Annotated in this window: 9 protein-coding genes; 4 read left to right on the top strand and 5 right to left on the bottom strand. The window is 62.0% G+C overall.

All coding sequences use genetic code 11. The annotated features are described in order from the left end of the window. Nucleotides 1-100: 100 nt before the first annotated feature. The 3 genes from C7S18_RS19300 to C7S18_RS19290 all read left to right on the top strand — a co-directional run bounded on the left by C7S18_RS19300 (nt 101) and on the right by C7S18_RS19290 (nt 1,855). Entirely contained in the window at nt 101-412 is a 312-nt protein-coding gene (locus C7S18_RS19300; protein WP_106893099.1) for a hypothetical protein, read from the top strand. Nucleotides 413-416: 4 nt separating this feature from the next. Then, nucleotides 417-914: a 2-thiouracil desulfurase family protein gene (locus tag C7S18_RS19295; protein WP_106893098.1), complete on the top strand. Its 498-nt coding sequence runs from the start codon at nt 417-419 to the stop codon at nt 912-914. A 137-nt stretch (nt 915-1,051) separates the two neighbouring features. Next, nucleotides 1,052-1,855, top strand: coding sequence for a DUF3014 domain-containing protein (locus tag C7S18_RS19290; RefSeq protein ID WP_106893097.1), 804 nt, complete (start codon nt 1,052-1,054; stop codon nt 1,853-1,855). Nucleotides 1,856-1,945: 90 nt separating this feature from the next. Here the strand turns inward: C7S18_RS19290 and C7S18_RS19285 are convergent, their stop codons facing one another. From C7S18_RS19285 to C7S18_RS19265, 5 genes are all read right to left on the bottom strand, one after another. Beyond that, complete coding sequence (locus C7S18_RS19285; protein ID WP_146152015.1) at nt 1,946-3,517, bottom strand: type 1 periplasmic-binding domain-containing protein; 1,572 nt, start codon at nt 3,515-3,517, stop codon at nt 1,946-1,948. Then, nucleotides 3,453-4,517 carry an SCO family protein gene (locus tag C7S18_RS19280; RefSeq protein WP_106893095.1) on the bottom strand — a complete coding sequence of 355 codons (1,065 nt, stop codon included), beginning with the start codon at nt 4,515-4,517 and terminating at the stop codon, nt 3,453-3,455. Before C7S18_RS19280 ends, C7S18_RS19285 begins: the two co-directional genes overlap by 65 nt. Then, nucleotides 4,514-6,451, bottom strand: coding sequence for a YncE family protein (locus tag C7S18_RS19275; RefSeq protein WP_106893094.1), 1,938 nt, complete (start codon nt 6,449-6,451; stop codon nt 4,514-4,516). Before C7S18_RS19275 ends, C7S18_RS19280 begins: the two co-directional genes overlap by 4 nt. A gap of 2 nt (nt 6,452-6,453) precedes the next feature. Next, nucleotides 6,454-12,438: a hypothetical protein gene (locus C7S18_RS19270; RefSeq protein ID WP_106893093.1), complete on the bottom strand. Its 5,985-nt coding sequence runs from the start codon at nt 12,436-12,438 to the stop codon at nt 6,454-6,456. Nucleotides 12,439-13,187: 749 nt separating this feature from the next. Beyond that, nucleotides 13,188-13,649: a hypothetical protein gene (locus C7S18_RS19265; RefSeq protein WP_146152014.1), complete on the bottom strand. Its 462-nt coding sequence runs from the start codon at nt 13,647-13,649 to the stop codon at nt 13,188-13,190. Between the two features lie 481 nt (nt 13,650-14,130). Between C7S18_RS19265 and C7S18_RS19260 the strand changes: the two genes are divergently transcribed. After that, nucleotides 14,131-16,278, top strand: coding sequence for an adenosylcobalamin-dependent ribonucleoside-diphosphate reductase (locus tag C7S18_RS19260; protein ID WP_106893091.1), 2,148 nt, complete (start codon nt 14,131-14,133; stop codon nt 16,276-16,278). The last annotated feature ends 104 nt before the right edge of the window (nt 16,279-16,382 follow it).

Genomic DNA, 16,382 nt, shown 5'->3' with positions numbered 1-16,382 from the left:
GCTGATCCTGCCGACAAATCGACGCATGTTGCGGTCGGTAATGTGCGCAAGTTGGCATTCCTTGTGCTCGCAACAACCAGGAAGGACTCAGGAGACCAGGATGGCGACTTTGCTCGTGCAACGTGACCGCGGCTATGCCGACGCCTTGCGCGCTTATGACATCGAGCTCGACGGCGCGGTGATCGGGCGCATCAACCAAGGCGAGGTGCTGCGCTTCCCGTTGTCCGCGGGCAGCCACCGCCTGCGTGTCAAGATCGATTGGTGCAGTTCCGAAACGCTCGACCTGCACGTCGGCACCGACGAGACCGTATCCGTGCGCGCTGAATCCAATTTGCGCGGCGCCATGGTGTTTCTGGCCATCTGGTATGTCCTGTTTGCGCGTGATCAATACCTGCGGTTGAGCCGGTTCTGACCCCATGCACAAGATTCTGATCAGCGCTTGCCAATTGGGCGAGGGCGTTCGACACAATGGCGCCCACAAACTGATTGAGCATCCTGTTTTTCGGCGCTGGCAGTCCGAGGGACGGCTCGTCGGGATTTGTCCGGAAGTCGCGGGTGGATTGCCGGTGCCAAGACCCGCGGCAGAGATTGAAGGCGGCCAAGATGGCAGTGCGGTGCTGGCACGGCACGCCAAAGTGCGGACACAAGGTGGAGACGATGTCAGCGCAGCGTTCATTGCCGGCGCCGAGCGCGCCCTGGCGTTGGCGGTGCGCCACGGATGCCGGATTGCCGTGCTGAAGGAGCGCAGCCCGTCGTGCGGGAGTTCGTTCGTCTACGACGGGCGCTTTGCCGGGTCGGTGCAGCAAGGCGCCGGGGTGACCGCTGCACTGTTGCGCGCCAAGGGCGTGCTGGTCTTCAGCGAGGACCAGCTCGACGCTGCCGATGCCGCGCTGCAGGCGCTGGCAAGCCCCTGAACGTAAGGCCGCAAGCCCGGACAAACGGAACTTCTGGCCAATCACCGGAGTCTGGCTTATTCATCCGCGGTTCGGTCTCACTCTGTCTTGATCAGATCGGATCCCGCAATTGGCGATAGCTCCAGCGAGGCGCACGCATGGCAAACCAGAAAGTTGTGATTGGCACGGTGCTGGCCTTGGCCACCTTGGGTGGTGGCGCAGGCTGGTGGTGGACCCACCGGCAGCCGCCCGCGCCGCCGCCGCCGCCCACACCAATCGAGCAACCAGAGACCGTCAACACGCCGGTTCCAACGGCGCCGAAATTTCCGGTCGACGCGATTGCGCAAGCGATCGCCGACCCGGAGCAGCCGCTACCAGACTTGTTCGAAAGTGATGCCTACGTGCAGCAGGCTCTGCTGACCCTGTTGAACAATCCAGATCTGCTGAAGCTCCTGATCAATGAGCATCTCTTGGCCCGGTTCGTTGGTTTTGTCGACGCGTTGCCGGGCAAGCGCGTGCCTGTCGCCATGTGGCCGTTGAAACCGGCACCAGGGAAATTCCTGGTCGACGGCAGCACCGATCCGCTGCGTGTGTCCGACGCCAACTTTGCGCGCTACGACTTGGTCATACAGACCTTTGTCGGCCTCGATGATCAAGCCACCGTGGCGCTGTACTTGAAGCTCTATCCCCTGTTGCAGCAGGCGTATCGCGAGCTCGGGTATCCGGACAAACACTTCAACGACCGCGTGGTCGAGGTCATCGATCATCTGCTCGCGACGCCTGATTTGCCTGAGCCGGCAGCGTTGATCGTCGACGACAAAGGCCACTACGTGTATCAAGACCCAGCGCTCGAAGCCGCATCGTCCGGCCACAAGTTCCTATGGCGCATCGGCCCGACCCATCGCGGCTTGGTCAAGACCAAGCTCAGTGCGCTACGCGTGTTGCTGACGGCGAATCGCTGACTCTCGGGCACAACCGTCGGGGCAGACCCCTGTGTCTGCCTAGGTTGGGCGTACGGCCAAAACTCGGTCACCACCAAACCTGCTGACGCATCACTCAATCAACATCCAGACCGGTTCCGCTGCCGAAGGCGACAACGCCAACGGCAACACGTAGAGGCCCGACGCCGCCACATGCCGCTCTGGGCTCAAACTGCCCGGCGGCGCGAATCCGCTGTGAAACTCCCGAAGGGACTGCAGCGTCTCCACCAGGCGCTCACGGCTGATCTCGCGGCCGGCTTGCTCCAATCCGGTGACCAGCATTTGGGCGGCCGCCAGCAACGCGAGCTGCCGCGTGCGATCCCGCAACCGCAAGCTGGGCAAATCGACACACGCCGCATAGCTCGAGCCGGCGTCCACGCTCACATCGTGGCCGAGTGCCGGTTCGATCGTCACGGCGCGGGCATCGTCACTATCGCGATCGGGTCGCTCGATCCACAAGAATTGTGGGGCCCATTGCTGGCGCTCTGCGCTCGTCATCACGGCGTCGATGCTGCCACCTGCGCCCAACACGATGACATGCGTCAAGCCGGCGTCGCGCATCCGCGCAACCACCGCGTTTGCATTGGTCTCGGAAACCGCCAAGGACATAACCTGTGCGAGTGGCTGCAAGTTCGCCGCGATGGCAGTTGCCGCCGCCCGATCGTCAGCGTCATCCGGGTAAACCAGCCCGAGCGCAGGGCTGGCCGGATGCGTTCGAGCCAGTGCGTAGCGGGCCAGCATGCGGGCACGACCTACGACCCCTGGGTACACGGCGAAGCGATATCGATGGTCCGTGCCGGAAAAGTCCTCGGTCGCGCTGATCATTGGCACAGTGGGTGGTGCGGCGGCGGTCGATGCATCACCGGCGCCACTAGAAATGGTCAGCACCGCAAGTGGCAGGGGCGCGAATTGCTGGGGCGCGCCCGCAGCATCCACCAACTCGATCCGGCGGCGAAACATGCCGCCGCGCGCGCTGAGCGCGCCGAACCAACAATTCAGTAGCTGCCGATCCATCGCCGCCGCCGCGTTAAGTGCGGCGTGCGGCGTCATCATCACCCCGATTCGAATGACGTCTTCACTGACGCCCTGATCGTCTGATTTGGCAAGCGATTGCAGGGCGGCCCACAGATCGTCCGCCTCGCGCGGCTCGAGTGCAAAGCGGGGCATCGCCGAATCCAACGAATACCCGCTGGGATCACGGCCTTGCGTCAGCGCCGTGTAGAACGCTGCCGCATCATATGGCGCGCGCAAGCGGCCATCGGGCCGCCGGTAGTCGTAGGGCTTCGTCAGCGTCTCCCAGCGAATATCACTCGCAACCGTTCCGGCTTCGTTGCCGCCTCGGCCCTCGTGACCATGACAGTTGACGCACGCAACAAAGGCTGGCGGCACCGCCAACCCGGTGCTTTCGTTCTGAGCGGACAGCACGCGTCCGTCCGCATGGGTGCCTGACAGATACAAGCTCCGGCCGCGTGCGATCGCGTCGCCGGTCTGACCATCGGCCCCACAGGCTGCCGTCGCGAGCAACCAAGCAGCAGCCAACCACGTGCGCCCCAAGGCACGCGGGCAGGCAACGACCAACTCAGCGACCATCATCCACAACGCTGGCGACCACGTCGCCGATCTCCTCGGCTGACGCCAATCCATTCGCCTTCTTCCAGAGCCCGGTCGGATCATTGCCAATCAAAAACAGGGTGGAATGCGCATCGCGGTCGTCGACAAACTGGCCGAGCTTCTTCAGCACCGAAGCAACGTCGCTTGGGTCGCCGGTCAAGAACTTCCAGCCCGTCCCGGCGCCGTGTCGGCGCGCATAGTCGTTGAGCTTTTCCGGCGTATCGCCCACCGGATCGACTGTAATGGAATACAAAAAGACATCTTGGCCGAGACGTTCGGGGAAACGCTTCTGAATCGCCGCGAGTCGCTGCATCGTGATCGGGCAGACCGCGCCGCAGTCGGCAAAGAACGTGTTGATGACGACGATTCGCCCCTTGATCAGGTCGCTGTAAAAGCGGTGGGGCTCGCCGTTCTGATCGCGCAAAGTCACATCCGGGAAATACTGGGCTGCGGCAGATGGCGCTTGGTCCAGTTCGTTCAACGCGATTGCCAAACGCGCCGGCGGCGTATCGCCCGCCACGCGCTTCCAGACATCGCCCCTGGCATTGCCGAGCAAGAACGCGCCGCTATGCAGGTTCTTGTCGGCGGAGTACACCTGGAGTACGCGCTGCAGCGATTCGATATCACGTGGCTTGCCGGTCACGAGCGTCCAACCTGGGGCATCGCCGAAATGGGACCGCCACGTTTGAAGTCGCTCAGGCGTGTCGGTTTCGGGGTCGATGCTGATCGAAATCACCCGGTAGTTCGACTCGCCGCTTTTCGCGAGCTCACGCGACAGCGCCGCCGAACTCGCGCCAAGCTGCGGGCAGATCGCCTTGCAGCTCGTAAAAATGAAGTTCAGCGCAACACGATGGCCTTGCACGAGATCGCTGTAAAAATTCAGCGTCTGCCCCGATTGGTCCTGCACCAAGATGTCCGGAATCGGCTCGCGAACCGCTTCGGTCTCCGGGCTCGCAACGGCCAACGCGGCACTCGCAGCCAGCCACAATGGAACACAAGCCAGCGCGCGCAGGAATCGGATTGAGATCATCATTGGGTCGGCTCGGTAATGTGCAAGACCAGGCACGGCGCGCTCGACAGCGTCTGGTCGAGCGATGCGGAGGTGGCGTGGAAGTAGTACAGGCCAGCACGCGGCGGCGTGAACTCGAATGCGATGGTGCCGTCGTCGAGTGGCTTCGCCGCCTTCTGTTGATGCCAGGTTCCCGGTGCGAGAATGGCGCGTACGAACAAGTCAGCGGGCGCTACTGGCGCCGTCGTCTGAGCCGCGATCCCGCTGAGTCGAAACCGCAGTTGCGCCGGTTGGCCGGCAACCAGTTGCGGTCGCGTTAGGGCCACTAGCTGCACGCTTGCGTTATGGGGTGTCGCCGGACGGACCGGATCGGCCGCGATCCGCGTCTGAAATGCGTGCACGATGCGCGGTGCGGACAAGAAAAACAGCACGTCATAGTCATCCGCGGGCGGCAACACGGTACTGGTTTCGTAGGCGCCAGGAGCGACTTCGCGCAAGCTGCGGTCGAGTACCAGTACGGCGCGTGGTTCGCGATCGTAGTTTCCGAACGTCCCCATCGGCGCCGCCATGCCTTGCATATAGAAATAGACCGCCTTGTCCTTGGGATTCGCCACAATGACGGCACTCTCGCCGGGGGCGGCGATCATGCTGTCTGCCAAGGCGCTGCGCCGACCAAACGGGCTGTCGCCGCCTGTGAACTCGGCCACCGGTAACGGCTGGCCGTCCCGACCGACTTCCTTCAGGGGAATCATGCCGACGCTCGCCGTGCCTTGCCGTCGGACAAAGGCCATGTCGCCCGAAAACGCGATCTGCTCAGGTCGATCGTCAATGTGTGCGCGTTGCACGATGCGGTTGACGACGGCGTCGAGAATCAGCACCAGATTCTTGCCGGGAACGGTCATCACGCCATAGCGATCACCCGGCGCAAATCGCAGTTGCGCGATCCCAACTTCAGCGTCGATGCGCGCGACGATCTCGTGGCTCCGGGCATCGACCGCGGTCAGCGTGCCGCTCACTGCATCCACCGCGTACACCGAGTCACTGAGTGCCGAGTACGCGAGACGGGTCGGATGACCGTCGAGTTTCAGGGTCGCTCGGGGCGTCAGCGTATGCACATCGATGACAGATAACGTGCCGTCGGTCGCATTGCTGACAAACGCCCAGCGGCTGTCGTGGGCAAACGCCAGATCGTGCTCGCCACGTCCTGTCGCGATCCGGGTGCTGACGTTCGGTTGTTCGGCGTTCACCACCACAACACCCGAGGCGCCCGCCTCAGGATCTGCCTTGGCGTCAGCACAACCCACCCACAGATAATGCCCGTCTGGTTGCAGCGCCAGCCGCCCTGGGTGTGCGCAAGGCGACACCGTAGCCGAGACGGACCAGGTCGACGTATCGGCGACACTGAGCTTGCCGGCCTCGGGAGACGTGACATACAACTGCCGACCATCCGGCCCCAGCACCCAATCGCTGCCCACCCCCGGCAACGCGACCAGAGCGAGTAGCTTGGTGCCGCCAAACCCAAACAAGGGATCAACGACGCTGATCGTCGCGTCGTCATTCAGCGTCAGCACCCGGAACGTGTTGAGGTCGACATCCGCTCGGGAAAAAATGCTGCCGCCGAGTAACTCCTGAATCTTCTCGGCGGTCGTGCGCGGGCCGATTTGTCCGGGATGCTGGGTGCGCCGACTCAACCAGGCCGCCGGATGCAAGCCGGTGACGGGCTTGCCGCTCGTGGTGTCAGTAATGCTGAAGCGGACGCGGGCCGTGGCGTGTTCGATCAACGTGCCGTCAGACGATGACGCCGGCTCGATCGTCAGCGCCACGGCAACGCCATCACGCTCCGTGCTCACATCGGCGGAGTCTGCGGCCACCAGACCCGTGACGGCGCTGCCGGCCAAAGCCAGCAACGCCGTTTGGATGACCCAGCGCAAGCGGTCCGGTACCCACGGTCGCACCATGCCTACTTCTGCTCCTCGCCGGACTCGGCCTCTGCCGCCGCAGCCGCCATGTCGGCCATGCGTTGCTTCAACGTCTTGTCAGCGTTCCGGAAGCGTTTCGCAACCGGTGTTTCCGCTGGCGCTTCGACCGGCACAGCCATCGGCGCCACCACGCTCTCGATTACTGCTGCCGCTTCAGCAAGCTGCGACGTCGTCGGACCTTCGACCCGGAAGATGCCCCATTTGCCCGCGACGAAATCATTGCCGCCGAGCGATTGCAACGATCGATAGAGGTAGTCGCCCGGTACCTGGTGCTCGCCACCCGCACTGGCAATGACCACTTCAAAGCGATCCCGCGCGCCGTGCCCGCCGCGCGTCCCAAACCATTGCGACAATGGATTGAAGCCGATCGTGCGACTGTCGTTGGTGTACGGTTCTTCCTGGAACGCATGGCCACTGATCGCCAACGTCTCGCCATCCACCCCATTGCCGCTCGCCGGGTGCAGCATGCGGAAGCGGACTTCGCTGCCGGCCTTGGCGCGATAAATCGGCGTTTGCGGATCGACGCCGCCAACCAGCACGTTCGCGGTGGCGGCCTTCACGTCGGTGGTCGGTGCAATCGGTGTCGGGAACCGATACGCCATCGGTTCGGTGCGATAGTTCACCGCGTGGGAGGTCGTCGCGTTGCCATAGCTCAGGCTCAGATCATCCTGCGAGATCATGACGAAGTCGCGGAACGTGGTGCGGTCGGCCTTGGTAACGGTTGCGGCCGCGCGCATGTCACGATCTTCGACCCAAGTGGAACCCTCAGGCTCAATGATCAGCGCCCCGACCATGCCTTGCGTATGCTGCAACAGTGGGTCGGACGGATTCAGGTTGATCGCACCGAGTTCGACCGGCGTGGCCTTGATGCCGCCGTTCCGATCATAGTCCAGCGTGCCGGCGTACCAGTAAATCGGTGCCGAAGTTTGGCCTGGCGCCACGGTCACCGATTGGTTGAAGCCAACGTTCAGGCCATCGCCGCGGGTGATGTCATAGCCGACCACCTGCGGATTCAAACCGACTCGGGTGGACGGATTCAGCATGACCGTCGGGCTAACCAGAATGCGGTCCACATCGAGCGTCAACGCATAATCCATATTGCCGGGACCAACGGTGCCGTTCGGCGGTGTGATCGCCCAACTCGTGTAGCCATTCGCAGCGGTGGCATTCGTTACCGTTGCATTCGGCAGCAGCGTGTAACCCGCTTTCTTGAACGCGGCGATGACGTCGGGCGTGATGACAAAATTGCCGCCTGGCTGCGCGGGAATCGCAAAGAAGTTGCTCTCGCCATACGGCGGCAACGCGGCGTTGCCCGCGGTGAAGAAGCCGGGCAGGGCATCGGGCCGGATCGCATTGATCAGCGTCAGCTCGATCCACTCGCCCGCAGCAGCGCGCAGAATCAGCGGCTCGATGGGCACGCCTGACTTAAGCGTGCCACGCGCATCAGGCGAGGTCAGATCTTCGGCGCGGACATACATTAACGCGTCGGGGTCTTGAATCGTCGGGGCCGGTGCCGGCACCCCCGACTGCCCGCGACTGTTGTAAATCAGCGGGCCCTTCAACGCCTGTTTGGCGGTGGTCGCGACGACTCTGAACCGGCGAATCTTGGCATTCTGCGGTGGTTGAATCCGGCTGACCACCGGGCGCGCGGGTGGCTGGTTGTTCGGCAGCGGCACGAGTGTCGCCACTGGCTGTTTGTACGAACGCATCAGCCCCCACATGCCATTGGTGATGCCATCGGTGCCGGCGCTCGCGTTGTACAGGTGATCGGCAAACGGCTTGTCGGTTGGCCCCGTGCCGGTCGGCAACTCAAACAGCATCTCGTAGTGCTCGGAAATGCCCATTGGCTGGTTGTTGCGGAAACCCGTGTTGCTCGAATCGGGCTCGTACAGCCACTTCACGCCATCGACCGAAAAGAAGTGCGGATTGTGGTGCGCACCAACCAGCGTGCGGATCTGCACCTTGTCGCCAGCATACGCGCGGAGTATCGGTGTGAACGGGTCGGTCGGTTGCACGCTGGCGTTGTCAACGACCGGTGTGACCGGCTGGCCATTTATTGTCGGGTTGATGTTGGCGGGATAGAAGAAGCCGCCTGGGTCGGCCGGATTAATTGGCGATCTTGGCACCGGCTGCACGTTCAACAGCGGATCGGTACGCGGGATCGACGCGTACGCGTACGACAAGTCGCCCGCATTGCCGCTCGCTGGAATCTGTCGGATCGGATTCCAGACACGAGCCGGAATCGGCTCCGCACGATAGTTCAGCGAGAACGTCCCCGGTGAGGGTGGCGTGCTGATCAAGGTCGGATACGGTGCACCGGCGCCCTGATTCAAAGCCTGCGTTGGTGCCGGCGCGGTCGCAAATTCAGGCGCCGACCAGCCCGGCGCAAGGTTCTGCGGGAATACCTGGTACGTGCCGGCAGGAGACTGCGCTGCGGCGCGCAGCTTGTAGTGATTGTCGACGCCAGGCGCGGTGTTGCTCAAGACCAGAAAGTCAATGCCATCGGCCACGATGCTCGCGTCGGTTGCGAGTACTACACCGTTCGCGGCAAACAAGTCCTTGGTCGCCTCGGGCACAGGGCCGACCATTGGCGGCGGATTGAAGACCGACGTGAACAATGCCGATTTCGGCACGCCGCGCTTCGACGGACTGCCCGCGGTATAGGCCAGCTGAAAATCACCAAACTCCAACGCGAACTCGCGATAGCTGTCCGCCGGGTTCGCGGTGATGATGTTGGCCTGCCAACTCGTCGGGCCGCCATCGCTGCGCTTGCTCGTGTCGTACAACAAGCCGCCGGCGATCGGGTCGTACCACTTCGAGCCTTGCGGCTCAACCAGCAACCCGCCGTAGAGCCCCGCTTGCTGATGCGTCGAAGGACCAAAGTGGTCGTGCGTGAACACGGTGCGCAGCGTGCGATCTTCGCCCTGGTTGTTCTCCACCGGGTCGGTATCCCAACGTTGAATCGTGGTTTGCGCGCCTGCCCAGTTTTGGCCGACCGGTGCCTCGCCAAACACCGGCGGCGCCGGCTTGGCTTTGAGCTTGCGTTGATTTTTGCCCTGGAATTGCGTCTTCGGGTCGAAGTCGTAAATACCGCCCATCAGATTCAGCGCATCAATCCGACCGCGCACCTCATCCGGGCTGAACGTGCCGTCCTCGTAGTTCCAACCATTGCCAGCGCCATCAGACGCCAGCACATCAAACTTCACCAGATGAATGTGCTGACCGATGATGTCGGTCGGTGTGCGGACCTGGAAATCATCCAGGTCGTAGTAGTCGGGCACCAGGTTCGTGTGCCAAAACTCGATGGTCTCGCCGGTGTTGGCGCGGAAGAACAACGGTTGCGGCGCGCGTTCGCCCTTCAAGGTGGGGGCGACGTCCTGCCAGAGCGACAGCATGCGCTGTTGCGGAAAATGCCAGCCCTGTTTGGTTAGTGCCACATCGGTCTGAATCGCGGCGCCCTGATAGCGACGCGTGTTGACCTGACCATTGCCATTGTCATCGACGCTTGGGTCGGCAAACGGCGCGCCCGGCGCTGGCGGCAAGCCATTCAGCGTGAAATTGCCCGGGTCGCCATTCGGCAGCAGCGAAGCATGCGTCCGCGTCGCGTGGGCCGCCATGGCTGCCTTCTCAACCGCGGTCCCGTCCTCGGGCAGCTCAAATGCGACCAAGCCGCCGGCGATCGGTGTCTCGTGTTCGTCATAGGCAATGAAATCCTTGCTGAAATCCCAGCGGGTGTGCAGCTCCCGAACAATGGTGCCATCCAGCACCTGATGTCTGGGTAGACCGCCGTCCAGATACGTCTTCTTGCCGTCGGCATCAAGTTTGGGTTCGCCGACTCGGTCCTCCTCCCACGCAAAATCGAGCGGCGGATGCGGCGCCCGATGACCGGCAATGCCGGGCACAAAGAACGGGAAACCCGGGTTGTCGTAGACCGGCTCGCCCGTGGTCGAGGTGCTCTCGGCGGCCACTTCGACCCGCGTGCCTTGATCAATCAGTTGTATCGGGGCGGGCGCCGGGGCCATTGCCAACGAGGGCAGGGGCACGACGGCCGGGATGGGCGTGCCTGCGACGATCTCGCCATCGGGTAACGCGCGATTCCAGCCGGGTAGCGGTATCCCGTTCGCGTCCAATTTGGTGCCGGCCTCGAACACATCGTGGACCCGCCACAGTGCCCACATACCGGCGGCGAAGTGCGGATAGAAGTGGCAATGGAAGATGGCATCGCCAGCGGTTTCGTTGCGATTGCCGCTGCCGTTGTAAACCATCTCCAGCGTATAGGTGGAGCCCGGCGCAATCATCTGGCTGTCGAGATAATGCGAGTCGTCGCTGTTTGGCGTGCGCAGCCACTGATGGGCATGCAGGTGATGCACATGCGTAATGCCTTGGCCTGTGTGCAAGAGGCGCATGGTGACGTGATCGCGCATGTAGCTGTGATAGACGTTGGACGGATCATCCGGATAGAACGCCTTGGTGGCGCGTTGGCCGGGCGCCGTTGGCGACGTCGTCGCGGGCACGGGCGATGGCGTGGGCGGCTCGTCACCGCCCGTGTTCAGTGCCGCCACCGCATTCGCGGGCACGTCCACCACCATCGCCGGATCGCCGTTCGACCACGAACTCAGGAAGAACTCCTCGAATTTCAGATCGACCGATTGTTTGCCGCCCATCGGGCCGACGCCCAGACGACTCGCCAGGACTTCGGCACCAATCCCGGCCGCGCCATAGTTGATTGCGAACGCGTCACCGCCGGCGCCCAATACGCCACTCAGTGGGCTCGGCGGATTGAATTGCGGAAACGCCTGCTGCGCGGCAAAGATTTCGTGATACATGATCGCGAATTCGCGAAACGGCTGGCGGCGACTCGGATAGGTGGGGTTCGCGTAGAACCCCGGTCCGTTTTCGGTGAACGGAAACGCGCCGCCACCGGGCCCCGTAATGATCGCCGCGAGGTCGGAATAGATGAGTTCAACACTGCCATCCGATCGGGGCTGAGTCATTCGCAGGATCGGCTGCCCGGCACGCGCGTGGCCCGGCGGAAATACCGCGTCGTAGTCCACCAACGGTCGGCCATCGGCGGCGAACACATGACCATCGCGGACAATGACGTCCTGCTTGTGCACGGTTTGGCGGTCGGCCTCCACTTCGACAAAACTCCAGAGCGCTTCCTTGACGCCATCAAGCGTGATCTGGCGCGCCTTGCCCTTGGCCGAAATCTGTCGCTGCAGCGACATCTCGGGCCGCGCCGGCACCATGAGTTCGTCCGAACTGCTGCCAGCCGCGACCGTATGGGCGGCGAGTGCGAGGTCTTCGTTCGTTACCTGGCTGCGATACCACTCGGCATTCTGCGGCTCCACCACCGCGGCGCCAAACAGTCCGGCCGCCAGCTGGCCGTTCCAGTCGCCCGCTGCGCTGTACAGCAGATACGTGCCTTCGGTCTTCGCAAAATATTTGTAGGTGAACGTCTTGCCGGGTGCGGCGAACGCGTTCTTGTTTTTGCCCACCCACGTGGCGTCGCTATCGATTCCGGCCTGAACCAGATTGCCCTGGTCGTCGGTGACTTCAGAGAGCTCCAGTCCGGCAATATGCACGCCTGCCGAGTTGCTGGGCAAATTGGCGAGCAAGTTCGTGAATGTGATTTCGAGGTACTGACCCACGTTCACGCGCAGCACAATGGGCCGTGGCCGCTTGTCCGGGCGCAGCGTGACGCTACCCGGCATCAGCACGTCGCTATCAGCATCCTGCGGCACCACATCGCGCTTCAGCGCGAACATCATGCCGTTGGGTTGGGATGCGCCGAGCCGGTTGAACCACCACGGCTGATTCAGCGCCACGACGTCGGCATGCACCGTGTTTGCGGGCACCGATTCGGCGGCAATCCCCGCCGTCAACCATCCGAGCAGTAACGAAAACACCAACAACGGTCGATGCAGTAACGCCAACCTACTGAAAAAACGTCGACGGTTATTCATGTGAGCAACCCCGTTCAACCAGCGTCCAGACCCCAAGCGGTCGTTTCTTCCCCGTCGCGCACCCGCTGGCAACCCGCCCCAGACTGGAGTTTGCGATGTGCCATTGGTAGCACACTTCCAGGGCGGGTCCTACTGCGAAATCTGACAGGGGTGCCATGAGCGGCGGCAGGCATCGCGACCTGGCGCTTCGGGCTGCCGGGATGCAGGCTTTCTGAGCGCACCGAACGGGCGGTGAGTCGTGGCGTAAACGACGAGTACCCCAACGGGTATGCCACCCGTCACCTGCCATTTCGACAGCGAACCGTTGTGGCACACACACCGTCATGCCTGCGAAGCAGGCTGTGTGAAACAGCTGGAGTTTGCGACGCAACCTCATTGCCGTCATCCCGACTTTCCAGACTGTGTGAAAACGATTGGAGTTTGCGGCGCTATCCCAACTCGTCATCCCGACGAAACAGACTGTGTGAAAACAACAAAGGACTGGTTCGAGCGACCTAGCCGATCGGGTTCGGAATCGATGATGAGCGCAAATGATGGGTCAGTTTGTCGCGAGCCTGAAACCCACCCCGGATCAAGTCCGGGGGTGACGAGAGGTGGATTGGAACTCCTTGGGGAACCGACCCTTTCTAGCGTCTGACGCAACGACTTTGCCTCGACGGACACTCTCGCGATTCGTCACCCCGGACTTGATCCGGGGTGGGTTTGAAGGTCTTGAAGCCGCTGGGCGGACTCCAGCGAACAAACAACCATCAAGCCGACAACCGAATCCCATCTACCGCCTGCTGCAGTGCCTTCAGATGGGAATCATCCGACCCATCCTTGATCTCGATCTGCATCGTCCGGGCGCCGCCGCTGTAGGGCGCATAGCAGGTGATGTCGGTCGAGTCCGGCTCCGAGCCCTCGAACATGGCGCCACGGTACGACCGGCAGGTATAGCCTTTGGGGGCCGTAAAGCCGGTTGGCAGCCGTTTTTGCCGGTCAAAAATGTGGAAGACGCCTTTGAGGTTGCTTTCGTAGGCGTCAAGCATGTCGTCCGGATCGCCCGTAATGAACGGAATAGTTGCCAATTCGCCGAGATCAAGCTCGATCTTGCTGTCAAAGTGCGCGATAAACTCCGGATCGTCGTCGCTATCCGTGCCGTTCGTTTCGATGTCCCAACGGTCCGCGTCCAGGCTCAAGGTGGTGTATTCGAAATCCTTTGCGAGCGACACCGGAGCCGCCAGGGCAGACGCGGCTCCCAAACCGAAAAGAGCCGATACAATCAATATATTCAAGGACTTGTGTGCAATTCTCAGCATGGGTCGACTCACAGCGTCGGGGTAGGGAATCCTCTTACAAACGCCAATTCGCGACAAACCGGTCACACAGCAGAATTTTTGTGTTGCGGCCCACAAATCCAGAAACAGTGGTTGACGAATCGGGGCCTCGGGCGTAATGTCCGCCCTTCGCTCTGATCACAATATCTTGTGTTGAGGCATGCCGATGAACCCCAGGAATTGCGATTTGTGCAGTCCAGAAGGCCTCATCGGTGGCGCGCATCCGGGTTTCCGGAGTGGGCCTGCCGGCAATAAGGGACCAGAACACACCAACTGATAGAACAAGGGCTGGGTACCACCCAAGTCTTTGCGGGCGTGTTCCGGTGATTTTGGCGAGTTTTGCTTCGAATTGATGATTGCTGTCCGGGAGGAAAAAATGAGTAGTGTGCGCCTGGAGAGCTTGGCTCGGGAGATCGTTGATATTCCCTTGCAGCCGGCTTCCTTTGATATCTGGGACAAGAAGTACCGGCTGAAGAGTAAGAAAAATGAAGCCGTGGACGGCACCATCGACGACACCTACAAGCGTGTCGCCAAAGCCCTGTCCGAAACCGAAGTCAACGCCGAAAAGCAAAAGTACTGGTACGAGCGCTTCCTGTGGGCCCTGCGTCGCGGTGCGATTCCGGCTGGGCGCATCACGTCCAATGCCGGTGCGCTGGAGCACAAGCCCGCGACGTCGACGATCAACTGCACGGTGTCTGGCACCATCGAAGACTCGATGGACGGCATCCTGGAGAAAGTCCACGAGGCCGGGCTGACGCTCAAGGCTGGCTGCGGGATCGGCTACGAGTTCTCGACGCTGCGCCCGCGCGGCGCATACGTGTCGGGCGCGGGCGCCTATACGTCGGGCCCGCTGTCGTTCATGGATATCTACGACAAGATGTGCTTCACCGTGTCGTCGGCCGGTGGCCGTCGCGGCGCGCAGATGGGCACGTTCGATGTCTCGCATCCGGACGTGCGCGAGTTCATTCGCGCCAAGCGCGAAGATGGTCGGCTGCGCCAGTTCAACCTGTCGCTCCTGATCACCGACGAGTTCATGACGGCCGTGACGGGCAATCTGGACTGGCCGCTGGTGTTCCCGATCAGCAAGAAAGAGCAGATCGATGTCGATCTGAACGACCAGAGCAAGGTCGTTTGGCGCGACTGGCCGAACCGCGAGCCCTACGTGACCCGCGACGATGGCATGGTTGCCTGCCGCACCTTTGGCACGATCAAGGCCCGGCATTTGTGGGACCTGATCATGGTCTCGACGTATGACTACGCCGAGCCGGGCTTCATCCTGGTCGACCGCGTCAACGAAATGAACAACAACTGGTGGTGCGAAAACATCCGCGCGACCAATCCGTGTGGCGAGCAACCGCTGCCACCGTATGGTTCCTGCCTGCTCGGCTCGGTCAACCTGACCAAGTTCGTGCGCGACCCGTTCACCGCCAAAGCCCGCTTTGACTGGGACGAGTACAAGGAAGTCGTGCGCGTGTTCACCCGCATGCTGGACAACGTGGTCGAGGTCAACGGCCTGCCGCTCGAACAGCAGCGGAACGAAATCCTGAGCAAGCGCCGTCACGGCATGGGCTTCTTGGGCCTGGGTTCCACGCTGACGATGCTGCGCATGAAGTACGGCTCGCCGGAATCGTGCGATTTTGCCGAGAAGGTGTCCAAGGAAATGGCGATCGCCGGTTGGGAAACCGCCGTCACCCTGTCCGAGGAAAAGGGCCCCGCCCCGATCCTGGTGCAGGACTTCACCGTGACCGCCGAGATGCTTCGAAAGCGCCCCGAGATGGTCAAGGACGGCTGGAACGTCGGCGATGCCATCCCCGGCCGCATTCTGCACGCCAAGTACTCGCGCTACATGCAGCGTGTCGCGCAGGCTGCGCCGGAGCTGGTCGAGAAGCTGGCCAAGGTCGGTGCGCGCTTCACGCACCACAGCTCGATTGCGCCGACCGGTACGATCTCGCTGTCGCTCGCGAACAACGCCTCCAACGGCATCGAGCCGAGTTTTGCCCACCACTACAGCCGCAATGTGATCCGCGAAGGCAGGAAGACCAAGGAAAAGGTCGAGGTCTATAGCTACGAGCTCCTGGCCTACCGCACCCTGGTCAACTCCAAGGCCATGCCGTTTACCGACAAGGAAGACGAGAAGCTGCCGGAATATTTCATTGCAGCGGACGATGTCTCGCCGAAGCAGCATGTGGACATTCAGGCCGCGTCGCAGAAGTGGGTCGACTCGTCGATTTCGAAGACCGCGAACGTCCCGACCGACTACGCGTTCGAAGACTTCAAAGATATCTACCTCTATGCCTATCAGCAGGGCTTGAAAGGATGCACAACATTCCGGTTCAATCCAGCTGCGTTCCAAGGCGTTTTGGTGAAGGAGCAAGACCTCGAGAACACCACCTATCGGTTCGAGCTGGACGACGGCAGCTTCGTTGAAGTGAAAGGCAACGAAGAAATCGAATACGATGGCGAGGTGCACTCGGCGGCGAACTTGTTCGACGCTTTGAAAGAAGGCTACTACGGCAAGTTCTGAGTCTGCGTCGGCGTTACACTCATTCGTAGACTCACGGCAATGCGGTAGCATCGCCTGTGTATTTCGGGTGCGTCATGGATGGCGCGCCTGGGCTCGGCTTCGGC

The organism is Ahniella affigens, assembly GCF_003015185.1.
Taxonomy (GTDB): Bacteria; Pseudomonadota; Gammaproteobacteria; order Xanthomonadales; family Ahniellaceae; genus Ahniella; species Ahniella affigens.
The sequence above is the reverse complement of the archived record's forward strand: the minus strand, read 5'-3'. Positions and strand labels throughout refer to the sequence as shown.

Bases quoted from the DNA above. Each gene is read 5' to 3' on its own strand.
- C7S18_RS19285 (WP_146152015.1), bottom strand. From the start codon at position 3,517: ATGGATTGGCGTCAGCCGAGGAGATCGGCGACGTGGTCGCCAGCGTTG.
- C7S18_RS19300 (WP_106893099.1), top strand. From the start codon at position 101: ATGGCGACTTTGCTCGTGCAACGTGACCGCGGCTATGCCGACGCCTTG.
- C7S18_RS19270 (WP_106893093.1), bottom strand. From the start codon at position 12,438: ATGAATAACCGTCGACGTTTTTTCAGTAGGTTGGCGTTACTGCATCGA.
- C7S18_RS19280 (WP_106893095.1), bottom strand. From the start codon at position 4,517: ATGATGATCTCAATCCGATTCCTGCGCGCGCTGGCTTGTGTTCCATTG.
- C7S18_RS19275 (WP_106893094.1), bottom strand. From the start codon at position 6,451: ATGGTGCGACCGTGGGTACCGGACCGCTTGCGCTGGGTCATCCAAACG.
- C7S18_RS19290 (WP_106893097.1), top strand. From the start codon at position 1,052: ATGGCAAACCAGAAAGTTGTGATTGGCACGGTGCTGGCCTTGGCCACC.
- C7S18_RS19295 (WP_106893098.1), top strand. From the start codon at position 417: ATGCACAAGATTCTGATCAGCGCTTGCCAATTGGGCGAGGGCGTTCGA.
- C7S18_RS19260 (WP_106893091.1), top strand. From the start codon at position 14,131: ATGAGTAGTGTGCGCCTGGAGAGCTTGGCTCGGGAGATCGTTGATATT.